This is a genomic window from Chitinophaga dinghuensis (genome assembly GCF_003259435.1).
Taxonomy (GTDB): Bacteria; Bacteroidota; Bacteroidia; order Chitinophagales; family Chitinophagaceae; genus Chitinophaga; species Chitinophaga dinghuensis.
In genome coordinates this window covers 705285-723432 of sequence record NZ_QLMA01000001.1, presented here as the reverse complement: position 1 = coordinate 723432, position 18148 = coordinate 705285, and the positions used below count along the sequence as shown (strand labels likewise).

Below are 18148 nucleotides of genomic sequence, written 5' to 3'. Positions count from 1 at the left end.
ATGAGCGCATTGAAGAATGACTTACTGCTAAAAGCCCTCAAAGGTGAAACTGTTTCCCGCACACCCGTATGGATGATGCGTCAGGCTGGAAGATACCTGCCGGACTATATCAAGCTGCGTGATAAATATTCCTTTTTTGAACGCTGCGAAAATCCAGAACTGGCAACAGAAATCACCGTTATGCCTGTTGATCAGGTAGGTGTGGATGCAGCAATCATCTTCTCCGATATCCTCGTTGTTCCACAAGCCATGGGCATGGAAGTACAACTGGTGGAAAAAGTAGGACCGCTCCTGCCACAACCTGTTAAAAGTGCGGCAGACCTGTCCCGCCTCTGCGTGCCAGATGTACACGAGCGCCTCCACTACGTTTTCGATGCACTCAAACTGACCAAACAAACCCTCGCCGGCCGCGTACCATTAATCGGTTTCGCAGGCGCCCCATGGACACTCCTCTGCTACATGGTGCAAGGTAAAGGCTCTAAAACATTTGATGAGGCTAAAGGATTCTGCTACCAACAACCAGCAGTAGCACACCAACTCCTGCAAATGATCACCGATACCACCATCGCTTATCTGAAAGCACAAGTGGCCGCCGGCGCCGATCTGGTACAGGTGTTCGACTCATGGGGCGGATTACTCAGCCCTGTCGACTTTGAAGTATTCTCTCTCCAATATATCCGTCAGATCGTTGCAGCATTGAAAGATGTATGCCCTACCATCGTGTTCGCAAAAGGAGCATGGTTTGCACTGGAAGATATGGCCGCTACCGGCGCTCATGGCCTCGGTATCGACTGGGCCATTAAACCAGAACTGGCGCGCAAATTCGCCGGTGAAAATGTAACCCTTCAAGGTAACTTCGATCCTGCTAAACTGCTGGCGCCAATTCCGGAAATCGAGAAATCAGTGAAAGAAATGCTGAAAGGCTTTGGTAGACAACGTTACATCGCTAACCTCGGTCATGGTATCTTACCTAACGTGCCAGTAGCTCACGCTAAAGCATTTGTTGAAACCGTAAAAGCACACGGATAATGAAGTCGGTCAAAAACGAATTTATCTCTTTTATACACCAGCTCCAGGATGATATCTGCCAGGCTTTCGAAAAAATCGATGGCAAGGCCACCTTCCGGGAAGATCTCTGGGAACGCCCTGGCGGCGGTGGCGGAAAATCCCGCGTAATCGCCGATGGTAATGTATTTGAAAAAGGCGGCGTAAGCACCTCCATCGTACATGGCCAGCTACCAGAAGTAATGGCACAACAGTTCGGCGTTACCAACAGCCAGTTTATGGCCTGCGGTATCTCCCTCGTGATGCATCCCCGTAATCCTTTTGTTCCTACCGTTCACGCGAATTTCCGCTACTTTGAACTGTATGATCAGGATGGATTATTGAAAGACAGCTGGTTCGGTGGCGGCGCCGATCTCACGCCGTACTACCTGGATGAAAAAGACGGTATCCACTTCCACCAGACATTCAAAAATGCCTGTGATCCATTTGGAACCGATCTCTATCCAAAATATAAAAAACACTGCGATGAATATTTCGTGAATAAACATCGCAACAACGAAGCTCGCGGTATTGGCGGTATTTTCTTTGATTATCTCCGCCCAGGCACCGCTGGTACAGTAGAAGAAATTTTTGCCTTCTCCCAAGCCAACGGAAAAGCTTTCCTGCCAGCATACCTGCCTATTGCTGAACGCACCATGAACCTTCCATATACGGATGAACACCGTAACTGGCAGGCTTACAGACGCGGACGCTATGTGGAGTTTAACCTTATACACGACAGAGGAACCCTCTTCGGACTAAAAACAAACGGCCGTACGGAATCTATCCTGATGAGCCTTCCGCCAGTAGCCAGATGGGAATATGATTTCCATCCTGAACCTGGAAGTCCGGAAGCTCAACTGGTAGAATACCTGAAGCCAAGAGAATGGGCTAAGTAACTTTGGAAAATTTTAAAATATTATAAGATGATCCGTAGAAACAGAATTTTGAGAACTTCTCCTGCTATTCGCGCAATGGTAGCGGAAACAATCCTGACACCAAGCGATTTTATCGCTCCGTTATTTGTAACCGAAGGAGAAAATGTGAAGGAAGAGATCAGCTCTATGCCGGGATATTTCCGCTACTCCCTCGATCTGACCGTACAAGAAGCAAAAGAATTGTGGGCGCTGGGCATTAAAAGCGTACTGCTTTTTGTTAAGGCTCCTGACAATGTAAAAGATAATAAAGGAACAGAAGCCGTTAATCCAAACGGATTAATGCAACGCAGTATCCGCGCTATCAAAGCCGCCATTCCTGAAATGGTAGTAATGACAGATGTTGCCCTGGACCCTTATTCCTCCTACGGTCATGATGGCATTGTAGAAGGAACCGAAATTCTGAACGACGCAACTGTAGAAGTACTGGCACGTATGAGTCTGAGCCATGCGCAAGCTGGGGCCGACTTCGTAGCCCCCAGCGATATGATGGATGGCCGTATCCTCGCTATCAGAAACATCCTGGAAGAAAACGGTTTTGACAAAGTGGGTATCATGGCCTACAGCGCAAAATATGCATCCTGCTTCTACGGTCCTTTCCGTGATGCACTGGATTCCGCACCAGGCTTCGGTGATAAAAAAACTTACCAGATGGATTATGCAAATTCCCGTGAAGCTATCCGTGAAACAATGATGGACATCGAGGAAGGCGCAGATATTGTAATGGTAAAACCAGCAATGGCTTACATGGATATCATCCGCATCATTAAAGATCGTACTACCGTTCCCGTTAGTGCATACCATGTGAGTGGAGAATATGCTATGATTAAAGCTGCTGCTCAAAATGGCTGGCTCAATGAAGAAAAAGCTATCATTGAATCCCTCACCAGTTTGAAACGTGCAGGCGCAGACCTGATCGCTACCTACTTTGCGAAAGATGCAGCGAAGCTGCTTCAGCAATAAAAAAGCAGGTGCAATTTTTTAAGTAAATTGCACCTTTAAATTTATATTCAAGATTAAACTATTCACCGCATGTACAGCAAAAGCGAAAACCTTTTTGAGCAGGCGAAACGTGTGATCCCAGGCGGAGTAAACTCTCCGGTAAGGGCATTCAAAAGTGTAGGCGGCACTCCTATTTTCATGGAACGTGCACAAGGTCCTTACATGTATGATGTTGACGGCAATAAATACATCGATTATATCAACTCCTGGGGCCCTATGATCCTCGGCCATGCCTATGAGCCAGTGGTGAAAGCCATCCAGGATTATGCCACCCGCTCTACCTCTTTCGGCGCTCCCACCGAACTGGAAACACGCATTGCTGAACTGATCACCAGCATGGTTCCCAACGTTGATATGATTCGTATGGTGAACTCCGGTACAGAAGCATGCATGACAGCTATTCGCATTGCCCGCGGTTATACTGGCAAAAATAAATTTATCAAATTCGAAGGCTGCTACCACGGACATGCAGATGCATTCCTCGTTAGCGCCGGCAGTGGCGTAGCTACACTCGGTATCCAGGCGGTTCCTGGCGTAACTACTTCCGTATCTCAGGATACCCTCACTGCGCCGTATAACAATCTCCCTGCTGTACAACAACTGATCGCAGATAACCCTGACCAGATCGCAGCCATCATCGTGGAACCAATTGCTGGTAACATGGGCTGTATCCTGCCTCAACCAGGATTCCTCGAAGGACTGCGTCAGCTCTGCGATGAAAATAATATCCTGCTCATTTTTGATGAGGTAATGACTGGCTTCCGCCTCGCTCGCGGTGGCGCACAGGAATTACTCGGTATCCGTGCAGACCTCGTAACTTTCGGTAAAATCATCGGCGGCGGTATGCCTGTAGGCGCTGTTGCTGGTCCTAAAGAACTGATGGAATGTCTCGCACCTGCCGGTAAAGTATATCAAGCGGGTACCCTCAGCGGCAACCCTATCGCCATGATAGCAGGTTATACCCTCCTGAATACACTGAACGAAAATCCAGTGATCTATCAGCAACTGGCAGAAAAAGCGACCTATCTTGTAAATGGCCTCCGGGAAGCATTTGGCGGCGCCGGCGTAGTACACCAAATCAACCAGATCGGTTCTATGCTCAGCGCTCACTTCACCGAATATCCAATTATTGATTTTGCATCTGCTTCTGCTGCAAACAATGAGCTGTTCAGAAAATTCTTCCACGCCATGCTGGAACGCGGCATTTATCTGCCTCCTTCTGCTTTCGAAAGCTGGTTTATGTGCAACGCACTGACCACCGAAGACCTGGATGCTACCATACAGGCCGCGAAATCTGCCATGCAGGCGATCAAATAGTTAACAATTCAATCCTTGTGCTGAGTGGTAAACCGTTTCATATACCCATATGAAGCGGTTTTTTGTTGCCCTCATCTCCCTAAATCAATACTTTCTTCTACTAAACTAACACTATCTTCACCAACCCTACCTCCTAATGTAATTTTCCTTATTTTGTTTGCAGTATTCCACCGCATGATAGCTGTAACCAACTATACAGATAATGAGTTGCTGACTCTACTCAAAAGTGACAGCAATTCCGCGTTTGTGGAAATATACAACCGTTACTGGGCCTCACTATACACCGCCGCCTATCGCCGTATCAAATCCAGAGAACTCGCAGAAGAAATTATCCAGGATATCTTTACCAATCTTTGGATAAATCGCCTTACCATCGATATACGATATTCTCTCCATTCCTATCTGCATACCGCCATCCGAAATGCAGTACTCAACCATCTGGAAAAAGAAGAAGTACGTGAACGTTGGAAAGCTTACCTGAAAGCCCTCTCCAATGATAGCGACGACTCCCTCGAAGCAATCATTACCTCCAATGATCTCTCCGCGCTCGTAGAAAGAGAAGTGGAAAAGCTCCCCCTCAAATGCCGGGAAGTCTATCAACTCAGCAGAAAAGAACATCTGCCCAATAAAGAAATAGCAGCCCGACTCCAGATTTCAGAAAAAACCGTAGAAAGCCATCTGACCAAAGCATTGAAAACATTGAAATTGCAACTGAAAGACAGCCTGCTCTCCCTACTTGTATAATTTTTTTTCTTACCGACTCAGGGATCTCTTCTACTTACCTGTCTTTATACATAAGGACAATTACGTTATGAAAAAATATGAGATTCCACCACCGGATCTGATACGGCGCTTCCTCAACGATAGCTGTACGGATCAGGAAAAAAATGAAATACTGCAATGGTATGCAGCCTGGGAACAGGAGGAAGATCCGCTGCAACAGCTGTCTGCCACCAATTTACAAGCGCTACAGCAAAAAATGCTGCACGGTATCCAACAACGCATTCAGGAGCGCTCTACACCAGCTACCCTCTCTGTTGCACCTAAACCTGTATTCAAATGGCTGCGATATACGGCTGCCAGTGCCGCCGCTGTCGCGTTGCTCATCATCGGTATCAGTAAATACAGATCTCACTACAGCCCTGCGCCTGCCATGGTGGTACATGAGATCCTGCAAAACAATTCCAGTTCCATACGCACTTTCAAACTGGACGATGGCAGCACCGTATGGCTGAAACCTAACGCTACACTGATTGCAGCAGAAGGATTCGGTACGAGTAACCGTCATCTGCGCCTCACAGGGGAAGCATATTTCGATGTGACCACAAATACAAAACTGCCCTTTCGCGTCAGCAACAGATTCCTGACTACAGAAGTATTAGGCACCAGTTTCAGTATGAGGGAAACCGCTTCCCATGCGGAAGTAACCGTGTTCTCCGGAAAAGTATCGGTACGCGGCCTCCAGCAGAACACAGCCGCAACTACCGTATTGCCACACCAGAAAGCTAGTATTACAGCTGCCAGTCAACCAATTCAACTGTTAAATGTAGATGCTGCCACTCCCGATATATGGGAAAGATGTGAACTCAATTTCAATAATTCAACCATAAACGAAATCAGTAAGGCACTCAACAAACGATTCCAGGTAAATATTATCATCAAAGACAGTACCATCGCACATTACACACTAAAAGCAGATTTCTCAGGCATGCACCTACCAGCCATCCTGGAAATGATGCACAAAGCAGTCAATATCAACTATTCAATTAAAGGTCAGGAAATAACACTACAACAACCATCATCACAGTACTAATCGCATAAAGGGATTAAAAATGCCCGGAGGTGGTACCAGCACCCCCAGGCAACAACAGAACTTACCTGCAAAACAGGTAACAGCATCCGTTTATGTCTCATTTAAATCGCGAAATGAAACAATTAAATCTATGAAATTTCATTTACAATTTCTTTCAAGACTACCCATCGTTATGAAAATAACACTGAGTCAAATTTGCCTGGTTTTTCTATTCACAGGCGTGACTTATGCCAATACCTCAGAGGGTCAGACGGTATTGGAAAAAACAGTCACTGTGAACGCCGGCGCCAATAACCTGGGCAACCTGCTCAACTCCCTGGAGAAAACAGTTCCCGTGAAGTTTGTCTACAGCCGCGATTTTGTTCCGGTCGACAAACAAGTGAATGTAGAATCAAAACAATGGACACTTTCGGTATTACTCAACAAACTCCTCCAACCGGAAGGCATTACCTACGAGCTTTCCAATGGAATGATTGTACTGATCCAGAAAAAAAATGACACCGAAACGAATAAAATAACTACCGCTGCTACCCGCGCTATTCCAGTAAGAGGACGCGTTTCAGACGCTTCCGGCAATCCATTGCCTGGCGTAGCGGTGATGCTGAAAGGTACCAACAAAGGGGCCGTTTCTGATCCCAATGGAGAATACCAGTTTGAGGTACCGGATGCCAACGGCATTATTGTCTTCAAACTCATGGGATACATTTCACAAGAAATGTCCGTTGCTGCCGCCTCTGCAAACATTATCCTGGCCCCAAACACGACTAACATCAATGAAGTAGTGGTAGTGGGCTATGGCACGCAGAAGAAAGTGAGCGTAACCGGCGCGATAGCCAGTGTCGGCACAAAAGAATTATTACAAACACCTTCTTCCAATCTCAGCAACTCCCTTGTAGGCCGCCTTCCTGGCCTGATCGCGACCAATACCAGTGGTAAGCCCGGCAGCGGTTCCAGCATCTCCATTCGTGGTAAAAGTACTTTCGGTAACAATGATGCGCTGATCGTCGTAGATGGTGTGGTGCGACCTTTTGATCAACTGGACCCGAACGAGGTGGAATCCGTAACCATTCTGAAAGACGCTGCCGCTGCGGCCGTATATGGCGCCAGAGCCGCAAACGGGGTTATTCTTGTTACTACCCGCAGAGGGCATACCGGAAAGCCAAGATTCAATTACTCCGGATATGAAGGTCTGCAAATGCCTACCAGATATCCTAAACTGATGTCAGCTTACGAGTACGCACAAACGAATAATGCCGCCCGTATCAATGCCGGACAAGATCCTAACAATCCACAATACGCGCCGCAGTTCTATACCGCCGCTCAGTTAGAAGATTTCAAAAATGGAAAAGTAGGAACCGATTGGTATGCCGCTTCTTTCAAAAAGAATTCACTCCAATCCCAACACAATCTGACCGTTGACGGAGGTTCCGAAAATATTAAATACTTCTTCTCTGCCGGATACCTGAACCAACAAGGCATGTATGATAATATTTCGTATACCCGTTACAGTTTCAGATCTAACGTAGACGCACGTATTAACAAACGCCTTACCCTCTCTGTAGACGTAGATGGCAGACTGGGCAAAAACACCAGCCCTGAATTCACCGACGCTACTATCTTCAGTCATGTTATCCGTGAGAAACCAATTTTCAACGCCTATAACCCTGACGGATCTCCGAAAAATACTACCGGAGAACATCCCATCGAAGAAATCAACAGCAAAGGTTACATGCGCAATGAACTGGCATCCTTCTTCGGTACGATCAGCTTCAAACATGAGCTGGACTTCATCACCAAAGGATTAAACGTTACTGGCCGAATGAACTATAACCGCAACACCAACTTCAAAAAAGAATTTGATGTGCCTTATACCATGTACGACCTGGACGCCAACGGCAATGTGATCCTTACCAAAACGGTAGGTAAAAACCTGACCAAAACGGAGTTGACACAAGGCATGGAACAAAATGGAGGTACTACCCTCAACCTGGCATTGAACTACTCCCGCGATTTTGGAAAACATCATATCGGCGGATTACTGCTCTATGAACAATATACCAGTCGCGCCGATACCTTCAGCGCTTACAGAACCAACTTCCCAAGTAACCTGGTAGATGAACTCGGCGCTGGTGGAGCTATCGATAAAAACAACGACGGATCTGCCGCAGAAACAGGCCGCCTCAGTTATGTAGGAAGAATTAATTATGATTTCAATACCAAATACCTGGCAGAATTTTCCTTCCGCTACGATGGTTCTGAAAACTTCCCTCCAGGCAGAAGATTCGGTTTCTTCCCGGCAGCATCTCTCGGCTGGCGCATTTCCGAAGAGTCCTTCTTTAAAAATGCCAGCAGCCTGCATTTCATCGATAACTTAAAAGTACGCGGCTCCTATGGTTTACTGGGTAACGACAGAATCGGACCGTTCCAATATAACCAGTATTACAGCTTCGATAAACCCGCTGTATTCGATGGAAAAGTAGATCAGTCGATCGTTTATGGCGTATATCCTAACCCGAATGTTACCTGGGAGAAAGCCAGAACTACAGATATCGGTATCGAAGGCGCTATGTTCAATGGTAAACTGGGCTTTGAAGCAGACTACTTCTACAAGCGCACCTCCGACATTCTGCGTCAGCGTACCCTCTCCATTCCTGGTACTTTCGGCCGCACCCTGCCAGATGAAAACTACGCTGTAGTGGATAATACAGGCTTTGAAGTATCACTTAGCACCACCGGTAACATCGGAAAATTAAATTACTTCATTAAAGCCAATGGTAGCTACGCACACAATACAGTGATCGTCCTGGACGAAGCGGACAACACGCCTTTCTATCTGAAACGCAAAGGAAAACCAATCGACTACGTAACTGGATTAGTCTCTGATGGCCTGTTCCAAAGCAATAAAGACGTATACAGCAATCCGATGCAATTCGTTAAAAACGTAGCAAAACCGGGAGATATCAAATACAGAGATCTCAATGGAGACGGCGTAATAGATGATTATGACAATACCGTGCTCTCCTACAATGGCACTACGCCCAAAGTAATCCTGGGCTTATATATGAGCGCCAACTGGTATAATTTTGACCTTGGACTACTCTTCCAGGGCGCATTCATGAGCAATATTATGCTGACAGGTACCGGAAGAAATATGTTCGATACCGGCGGCAACTCCAACAGCTTCGCATATTTGCTGGACTACTGGTCTCCCACCAATACAAACGCTAAATACCCAAGAGCTTACCTCGACAAAGAATCTAACAATGACAGAGATTCTGATTTCTGGTTGAAGAAAACCGGATATGTGCGCCTGAAATCTTTCGAACTGGGTTATACATTCCCTAAAAATCTGATTCGAAATATCGAACGTTTACGCATATACGCTTCTGGTCTGAATGTATTTACCATTGATCAGTTCAAATTATTCGACCCTGAATCTACCGCAGGTAAAGGAGCTTATTATCCTCAACAGAAGAGCTTTAACCTGGGTGTAAACTTAACTTTCTAATGCCGTCTAATATGAAGTCAAATAAATATATCGCATTGCTGCTGGTGGCAGTTCTGCTTTCCTCCTGCACAAAGGTTTTGGATAAAAACAGTTTAAACCAGGTAGATTCAGATGCTGTATGGAAAGATGAGAATCTCACCAGATTATTTCTCAATAACATCTATGCCAACAGACCCGGCTTTGATAACGGAAATCCTCCTATTCAGGATAATATTTGTGATGAGACACGCATCTCCGGTACTTCCGGCACTCCTTTTACCATCATGTCTGGCGCATGGAGCGCCACTTCCAACTATTTTGATTACTGGGCTTATGCAGATGTTCGTAAAGCCAATGAATTTATTCTAGGTATCACTACCAAGTCGACCTTAAAGGATGCGTTGAAAAATCAATATCTGGGAGAAGCTAAATTTCTCCGCGCAATCACCTATTTCGATATGGTGAAAAGATATGGCGGCGTACCGATCATCACCCTGCCACAAGATATGAGCGATGATTTGCTGGTGAAAAGAAATACCATCGATGAATGCTATCAGTTTATAGTGAAAGAATGTGATGAAGCGGCAGCGCTCTTACCGGATAAAGGTAAAACCCAGAATGGTCGCGCTACCCGTGGCGCCGCACTGGCACTTAAATCCCGGGCATTGCTGTTTTATGCCAGCCAGTTGTACAATACCCAGAATGATCCGGCCCGTTGGGAAGCGGCCGCACAGGCAGCCAAAGCAGTGATGGATTTGAAACAATATTCCCTCTATGGAGATGTTCGTCGCATAATGCTGGATAAAAGCAATAGCGAGGTGATTTTCGAAGTACAATACAGCAAGCCGGATAAAGAACATGGTTGGGATGCGCAAGCCAAACCCTTGTCTATTGCAAACGGTATTGGCCCTAAACGTTGCCCTTTACAAGAACTCGTAGATGCGTTCCCGATGGCAAACGGACTCGGTATTTCACAGGCTGGCAGCGGTTATGATCCTAATAACCCTTATGTAGGCAGAGATAAACGTTTCTACGCCGCTATCGTTTACAACGGATCTGAGTATTGCGGTCGCACCCAATACACCAATGTGGAAGATCCGGATGGTATCGGTAAAAGCTTCTGTACCAACACAGGTTACTATCAACGTAAAGGAGTGGACGAAACCAATAAAGGCTACAGCTCCGGAAAAGGTAGCGATCAAAACTGGATCGAAATCCGTTATGCGGAAATTTTACTGAATTATGCGGAAGCACGCAATGAGGCCACGGGTCCTGATGCCACTGTAAACAGCGCCCTGGATGCCATCCGCACCCGTGCAGGCATCACCGCTCCCCTGGGAACAAATATCAGTCAGGATTCTATGCGTAGCCTGATTCGCAACGAAAGATATGTGGAACTATGTATTGAAATGAAAAGATACTGGGATCTCAGAAGATGGAAAATTGCAGATAAACCGGAAGTACTGAATGGTAAACAATACACCGGTATGAAGATTTCTAAATTAGGTAACGGATGGAAATATGAAAGAGTAGTGGTTGATCCTAAACCGAACGTCTTCCTGCCTTTCATGTATTACATGCCGATTCCGTTCAACGAAATTATCAAAAACTCCAACCTTATCCAGAATCCAAATTGGTAGGTCAGAGCGACGGTCGTCTTCCATTATTTCAACATTCAAACACATTTCTCATATGCATAAATACTTAATAGCTGCCTTTCTGTTTATTTCCGTTTATGCCTGCTCCAAGGCAGACGATCAGCCAATTGGCGCTAAAAGCGATCAGGCATTAGTACAGGATATCATGATAGCAGATTCCTTACAAAATGATGTCATCGCTACTAAATCAGTTCCGAAAATTGTAACAGATGCTATTACCAATGTGGAAAAACTAGATAAACCTTCAGATACTATGATCATTTCCGTAACGCTGAAACCAGGCGTAGATATCAGGTATCTCAATGTACGCTTTGTGCTGTCATCTCAATCTAAATATGCTAAAATATCTCCCTCATTAGGCCATATGAGCGATTATAGCAAAGGAGGAGGTATCTATAAAATAACTTCTCAAAGCGGTAAAAATTCAAACATATATTCTCTAATAATAAAAGGGTCGTAGTTACAAATACTACAATATAAAAGAAACGGCACTTCAAGTACTTGAGGTGCCCTTTTTTATATGTGTTGGTACCACTCACCACAAACAACACAAAAAATTAGGCATAATCCATTATTTTTGTGAAATGTTGAAGGTTCGCTATATACTGTCACTGATGCTACTGCTGTGCTTGCAGCAGGCTGCCAGCGCCCGTGTACATACGATCCAACAACAACCGCTCACACTTTTCCAACAGATAGATCAGGAAGAAGCACAAGAAGAATACTTCGATAGTCTCATTGAACGTCTTCAGTTAAAACAAGACCTCGATGAGGATGATATTCCTGAATCCATCCATGCAACCAGGAGCAAACGCAAAACAAAGTATTATCTTTCTGCTACTAACCAACAGCTCAGCATTGCCAATCGTATCACGTATATAGATACAGATGGCATCGCCGAAAGTATTTACTTCTCTCCGCTTAAAACCGGAAGATACTTGCCTGGCAAGTCTTTCCGCCCAGCGTATTATTCCTTTCTTTTCCGCTTCACCCCTTTTTGAGTACAGCCATTTCTTCGTTTAGCCTTTAATCTTCCACGACTGCCTGCCGTGCAAACGGTTTGTGCACCACTATTTGCTGTATTTAAAAAATAAATTTGCCGTCAGGACGGCACAATAACTTATTGCTATGCGTCAATACACAGGGATATATACATCGCTGATCGTACTTTTTATGGCCGGATGTGTCACTAAAGCCGAAAAGAAAGAAGACCTCAAATCATTACCAGTAGCCAGAATAATAGCGAAAGATACCATTCTTCACCGGGCATATGTAGCCGATATTCAAGCGGTGCAAAATGTGGAAATACGCGCCCGCGTCAATGGGTTTCTGGATAAAATATATGTAGATGAAGGGCAGGAAGTAAAGAAGGGGCAACTCCTTTTCGGGATCAATGATGCTGAATACAGAGCAGAACTTTCCAAGGCAAAAGCGGTGCTGAGCAGCCTGACAGCAGAATCAAAATCTGCCGCACTGGAACTGGAAAGAGTGAAATTACTGACCGAGAAAAAAGTAATTGCCGCCTCTGAACTGGAAGTAGCCAACGCCAAACTGGCCGCTGCCAGAGCAAAAATCGATGAGGCACAATCAGCCGTGGCCAATGCAGAAATGCGTCTCTCTTACACCAGTATCCGCGCACCTTTCGATGGTATCATCGATCGCATCCCGCTGAAAAAAGGAAGCCTGATCAACGAGGGTACCTTGCTCACCACCGTATCTGATAACAAAGAAATATATGCTTATTTCAATGTGTCAGAAACAGAATACCTGCATTACCAAAAAGCCCAACATAAAGGCAACGCCAATTCTGATCAGGTACAACTCGTACTGGCAGATGGTACCGATTATCAGTTACCAGGGAAAATTGAAACCATGGAAAGCGAATTCGAAGCAAACACAGGTTCTATCGCCTTCCGTGCCCGTTTTCCCAACCCAGCTAAATTATTGAAACATGGCGCCAGCGGCAAAGTGAAACTGAGTAATGATATCGATAGTGCCGTTATCATTCCGCAAAAAGCAGTTTTCGAAATGCAGGATAAAAACTATGTGTTTGTTGTAGACCAACAGGGAATTGTAAAAATGAGAAATTTTGTTCCGCAGACACGATTCGCTCATTACTACATTGTCCAATCCGGTCTCCGTCCCGGGGAACATATCGTATGCGAAGGCGTACGCAATATCCGCGATGGTATGCAGATCGCACCAAGATCTGTAGCAATGGACAGCTTACTGAGTTTATAACATTTCTGCATTACCGAAACTGACAATTCATGTTTTCTACATTCATAAAACGACCAGTGTTATCACTGGTTATATCTCTTATTATCACACTGGTAGGCTTACTGGCCTTGTTTACACTGCCGGTAACCCAGTTCCCGGACATCGTTCCGCCTTCTGTAACCGTAACCGCCAAATACACCGGCGCCAATGCGGAAGTATGTGCCAAAGCCGTTGCCACTCCGGTGGAACGCGCTATCAACGGGGTTCCTGGCATGACGTATATGTCGTCCGTTTCCAGTAACGACGGTATCACTGTTATCCAGGTTTTCTTCCAGGTCGGCACCGACCCTGATCAGGCAGCCGTTAACGTACAAAACCGCGTAGCCACCGTCATCGACGAGCTACCAGAAGAAGTGATCAAAGCAGGCGTAACTACTGAAAAAGAGGTGAACAGTATGCTGCTCTACCTCAATATCATGAGCGAAGACACCACACTGAATGAACAATTCATCTACAACTTCGCAGACATTAACGTACTCCAGGAACTGAAACGTATCGATGGAGTAGGCCGCGCAGAAATTATGGGCGCCAAGGAATACGCTATGCGCGTTTGGCTGAAACCCGATCGCATGCTGGCTTATAACGTTTCTTCCGATGAAGTCATCCAGGTGATCCGCAAACAGAATATTGAAGCGGCTCCCGGCAAAACAGGAGAAAGCTCCGATAAACACCCGCATATGCTGCAATATGTATTGCGCTATACGGGCAAATTCTTTGAGCCAAAAGAATATGAAAACATCGTTCTCCGCGCAGGAAACGATGGTTCTGTGCTTCACCTGAAAGACGTTGCCGATGTGGAATTCGGCTCCCTCACCTATAGCATGGTATCTAAAACAGATGGCAAACCCTCTGCTTCTATCATGCTGAAACAACGCCCCGGCTCCAATGCCCGCGATGTTATCAACAATGTAAAAGCCAAAATGGAGGAGATGAAAAATACTTCCTTCCCTCCTGGCATGACCTATAACTTCAACTACGACGTTTCCCGCTTTCTGGACGCTTCTATCCATGAAGTAGTCAGAACTTTATTCGAGGCTTTCCTGCTAGTATTCCTCGTGGTATTCCTCTTCCTCCAGGATTTCCGTTCCACGCTGATTCCTGCACTGGCGGTACCAGTAGCCCTGATCGGTACACTGGCGTTCATGCAAATGATGGGCTTCTCTATCAACCTGCTGACGCTCTTCGCACTCGTATTGGCCATCGGTATTGTGGTGGACAATGCGATTGTAGTAGTGGAAGCCGTCCATGTGAAAATGACCGAGGAACACCTTCCTCCAATGGAAGCCACGCTGGAAGCAATGAAAGAGATCAGTGGCGCACTGGTAGCCATTACGCTGGTGATGTCGGCCGTATTTATTCCTGTGGCGTTCCTCTCCGGTCCGGTGGGAGTTTTCTACCGACAATTCTCGCTCACACTGGCTATTTCTATCGTGATATCCGGTATCAACGCAGTAACGTTAACGCCTGCACTCTGTGCGATCATGTTAAAGCATAATCCCGGACAACCAGCCAAAAAGACTCTGCTACAGCGGCTCTTCGGAGGTTTCAACAAAGGCTATACCGCTACTGAAAATAAATATGCGGCACTTATCCGAAAAATCGCCGGCAGAAAAATCATTACGATAGGATGCCTAATTTTCTTCTTCGCCGCTACTTACGGCATCAGTGCCATTCTTCCTTCCGGCTTCATCCCTACGGAAGATCAGGGTATGATCTATGTGAATGTGACTACCCCTCCAGGCGCTACTGTGGAGCGTACAGAGGAAGTGCTGGATCAGGTACAGGCTATCGCGGCACAATCCAAAGAAGTGGAATCTGTATCCACCCTCGCTGGTTACAGTTTATTGAATGAAGTAGCCGGCGCTTCCTACGGTATGGGCATGGTGAACCTGAAACCATGGGACGACCGTAAAGCATCTGTTCAGGACATCATCGAACGACTCCAAAAACAAACTGCTGATATCGGCGATGCTACTATTGAATTCTTCCCTCCTCCTACCGTTCCCGGTTTCGGTAACAGCTCCGGGTTTGAGCTGCGTATCCTCGATAAAACCGGCGCTGGCGATATCAAACAAACAGCTGATATCACGGAAAAATTCATCGCAGCGCTGAAGCAAAGAAAAGAAATCAGCAGCGCCTTCACCAGCTTCGACGCCAGCTTCCCACAATACATGATCCATGTAGATCAAGCCATGGCTGCGAAGAAGGGTGTTAGCATCGACAATGCCATGAGCAACCTGCAAACGTTGATGGGTAGCTTTTATGCATCCAACTTCATTCGTTTCGGACAGATGTATAAAGTGATGGTACAGGCAGATCCTCGCTACAGAACAAAACCGGAAGATCTTCTGGCACTGCATGTAAAAAATGATCGTGGCGAAATGGTTTCTTATGCAGACTTCATCAAACTGGAACGGGTATACGGACCTGAACAGCTGACTCGTTACAATATGTACACAGCTGCAATGATCAATGGAGACGCAGCTCCAGGATACAGCAGCAGCCAGGCAATTGCAGCAGTAGAGGAAACAGCAAAGAAAGAACTGCCTCGCGGCTACAGTTACGAATGGAGTGGTATGACCAGAGAACAAATTCTCTCCGGCAACCAGGCGATATATATCTTCATGATCTGTCTCGTCTTCGTATACCTGCTGCTGGCAGCCCAATACGAGAGCTTCCTGTTACCGCTGCCCGTAATACTTTCCTTACCTGCCGGTATTTTTGGCGCATTCCTTTCGTTGAAAGTACTGGGTCTGGAAAACAATATCTACGCACAGGTGGCATTGGTCATGCTGATTGGTTTGCTGGGTAAGAATGCGATCCTCATTGTGGAATTCGCTATTCTGAAAAACAAACATGGCGCAGGTATTATGGAAGCAGCCATTTCCGGAGCTGTATCCAGACTACGTCCTATCCTGATGACTTCCTTCGCATTTATTGCCGGCTTGATTCCGCTTTGTATTGCTTCCGGAGCAGGTGCAATGGGTAACCGTTCTATCGGCACCGCAGCGGCGGGCGGCATGTTGATAGGAACCATATTCGGTGTGCTTGTCATACCAGGACTCTATGTACTCTTCGCTTCCCTAGTTCGGAAGAAAGAGGTCACCATAAATAATTATACGAATGAATAAATCATCTTTCCATAAATATAAGGGACTGCTGGCACTGTTATTTGCAGTAGGCGCAGGCGCCTGCAGCGTTCCGAAACACCTGGAAACGCCGCCTTCTGTGGCAGTACCTGTAACGGCAACGGATACACTGGACATGACCAGTTTCACACAAGTATTCCAGGACACGCATTTGAAATCGCTCATCGATACAGCCCTTGCTGCCAACTTCGATTTGCTGGCAGCAGCTCAACGCGTAATTGCGGCACAATCGCAGTTACGCATTGCCAGGAATGCCTGGCTCCCTACGGTGAACGGCGTTATCAGTGCCAGTGCAGATAAGTTCGGCGACTATACCATGAGTGGCGTGGGTAACTTTGATACCAACCTCTCTCCCAATATTGATAAGGATCAAAAAGTAGGTGTGAATCCAACCCCCGAATTTTTCGTTGGGTTCAGGAGTAACTGGGAAATAGATTTGTGGGGAAAAATCAAGGCACAGAAAGACGCGGCACTTTCCCGTTATCTTTCTTCCGCCGCAGGCAGGAAGCTGCTCAGCACGCAAGTGGTAGCGGGAGTAGCCACTTTCTATTACGATTTGGTCGCATTGGATAATGAGCTCGTCATCATTCGTCGTAATATCAGTTTACAGGACGCGGCAGTAAAAACAGTAAGCATCCAAAAAGACGGAGGTCGCGCAACGGAGTTGGCAGTGCAGCAATTCAAAGCGCAGCTGCTGAGTACCCAGGCATTGGAAAATAACGTCAAACAGCAGATCACAGCTACAGAAAATCAATTGAATGCTTTATTGGGCCGCTTACCGCAACCAATAAAACGTAGTACAGATGCGGCCAGCGTTATGCCGGCAACCTTGCATAAAGGTATTCCGGGCTATATGTTATTGCATCGTCCGGATATACAGCAGGCAGAACTGGACCTCGCCGCTACAAAAGCGGATGTAAGGGCAGCCAGAGCGGCTTTCTTCCCGTCTTTAACCATAACTCCTTATACAGGATTTAATGCGTTTAAAGCAGGTTTGCTGTTTCAGCCAGGATCTATTGCCTGGGGTGCATTAGGCGGACTTACAACGCCCGTATTCAATCAGAAGCAGTTGAAGTCGCAGTACAATATCTCCCAAGCCAATGCCATGACTGCATTTTACCGTTATCAGCAAACTATTATAGATGGATACGCGGAAGTGGCTACAGTGATGAGCAAAGTAGAAAATGAACAAGCCGTTTGGCTATTGAAGCAGCAAGAAGTAACCACCTTACAAGAGGCCGTGTCTACCGCTAACCTGCTTTTCACTACCGGCTATGCTAATTATCTGGAAGTAATCACTGCTCAAAAAAGCGTACTGGAAGCGGAACTAACGCTGGTCAACACCAGGCGAAATGTGTACCAGGGAATGATCACCCTTTATCGGGCACTGGGAGGCAATTAAAAACCATTTTTCACGCAAAGGCGCAAAGAAATAAAGGGATTGTGTTTTGTTGTTTTTTTTA

General features: G+C 46.1%; 13 protein-coding genes. All 13 read left to right on the top strand.

Features of this window, described 5'->3' with window-relative positions:
* The 13 genes from hemE to CLV59_RS02895 all read left to right on the top strand — a co-directional run bounded on the left by hemE (nucleotide 1) and on the right by CLV59_RS02895 (nucleotide 18087).
* On the top strand, nucleotides 1-1029 hold the full coding sequence (hemE, locus tag CLV59_RS02955) for a uroporphyrinogen decarboxylase (RefSeq protein ID WP_111590505.1): 1029 nt from the start codon (nucleotides 1-3) through the stop codon (nucleotides 1027-1029).
* Nucleotides 1029-1943, top strand: a complete 915-nt coding sequence (gene hemF, locus CLV59_RS02950; RefSeq protein ID WP_111590504.1) for an oxygen-dependent coproporphyrinogen oxidase — start codon at nucleotides 1029-1031, stop codon at nucleotides 1941-1943. Before hemE ends, hemF begins: the two co-directional genes overlap by 1 nt.
* A 27-nt stretch (nucleotides 1944-1970) precedes the next feature.
* Nucleotides 1971-2942: a porphobilinogen synthase gene (hemB, locus tag CLV59_RS02945; protein WP_111590503.1), complete on the top strand. Its 972-nt coding sequence runs from the start codon at nucleotides 1971-1973 to the stop codon at nucleotides 2940-2942.
* 69 nt (nucleotides 2943-3011) lie between these two features.
* The gene (gene hemL, locus CLV59_RS02940) at nucleotides 3012-4298 is read left to right on the top strand and encodes a glutamate-1-semialdehyde 2,1-aminomutase (protein ID WP_111590502.1); all 1287 of its coding nucleotides are present in this window, start codon (nucleotides 3012-3014) and stop codon (nucleotides 4296-4298) included.
* A gap of 174 nt (nucleotides 4299-4472) precedes the next feature.
* The gene (locus CLV59_RS02935) at nucleotides 4473-5042 is read left to right on the top strand and encodes an RNA polymerase sigma-70 factor (protein ID WP_111590501.1); all 570 of its coding nucleotides are present in this window, start codon (nucleotides 4473-4475) and stop codon (nucleotides 5040-5042) included.
* 67 nt (nucleotides 5043-5109) lie between these two features.
* The gene (locus CLV59_RS02930; protein WP_111590500.1) at nucleotides 5110-6111 is read left to right on the top strand and encodes a FecR family protein; all 1002 of its coding nucleotides are present in this window, start codon (nucleotides 5110-5112) and stop codon (nucleotides 6109-6111) included.
* 172 nt (nucleotides 6112-6283) lie between these two features.
* Complete coding sequence (locus CLV59_RS02925; RefSeq protein WP_170137634.1) at nucleotides 6284-9619, top strand: TonB-dependent receptor; 3336 nt, start codon at nucleotides 6284-6286, stop codon at nucleotides 9617-9619.
* Nucleotides 9620-9630: 11 nt separating this feature from the next.
* Complete coding sequence (locus CLV59_RS02920; RefSeq protein ID WP_170137633.1) at nucleotides 9631-11238, top strand: RagB/SusD family nutrient uptake outer membrane protein; 1608 nt, start codon at nucleotides 9631-9633, stop codon at nucleotides 11236-11238.
* 52 nt (nucleotides 11239-11290) lie between these two features.
* Nucleotides 11291-11716 (top strand): hypothetical protein, encoded by a 426-nt coding sequence (locus tag CLV59_RS02915; protein ID WP_111590497.1) that lies wholly within the window; start codon nucleotides 11291-11293, stop codon nucleotides 11714-11716.
* A 154-nt stretch (nucleotides 11717-11870) separates the two neighbouring features.
* Nucleotides 11871-12257, top strand: coding sequence for a hypothetical protein (locus CLV59_RS02910; RefSeq protein WP_146616114.1), 387 nt, complete (start codon nucleotides 11871-11873; stop codon nucleotides 12255-12257).
* Nucleotides 12258-12384: 127 nt separating this feature from the next.
* Nucleotides 12385-13497 carry an efflux RND transporter periplasmic adaptor subunit gene (locus CLV59_RS02905; RefSeq protein ID WP_111590495.1) on the top strand — a complete coding sequence of 371 codons (1113 nt, stop codon included), beginning with the start codon at nucleotides 12385-12387 and terminating at the stop codon, nucleotides 13495-13497.
* 29 nt (nucleotides 13498-13526) lie between these two features.
* On the top strand, nucleotides 13527-16667 hold the full coding sequence (locus CLV59_RS02900) for an efflux RND transporter permease subunit (protein WP_111590494.1): 3141 nt from the start codon (nucleotides 13527-13529) through the stop codon (nucleotides 16665-16667).
* Nucleotides 16660-18087: a TolC family protein gene (locus CLV59_RS02895; RefSeq protein WP_111590493.1), complete on the top strand. Its 1428-nt coding sequence runs from the start codon at nucleotides 16660-16662 to the stop codon at nucleotides 18085-18087. Before CLV59_RS02900 ends, CLV59_RS02895 begins: the two co-directional genes overlap by 8 nt.
* Nucleotides 18088-18148: the final 61 nt, after the last annotated feature.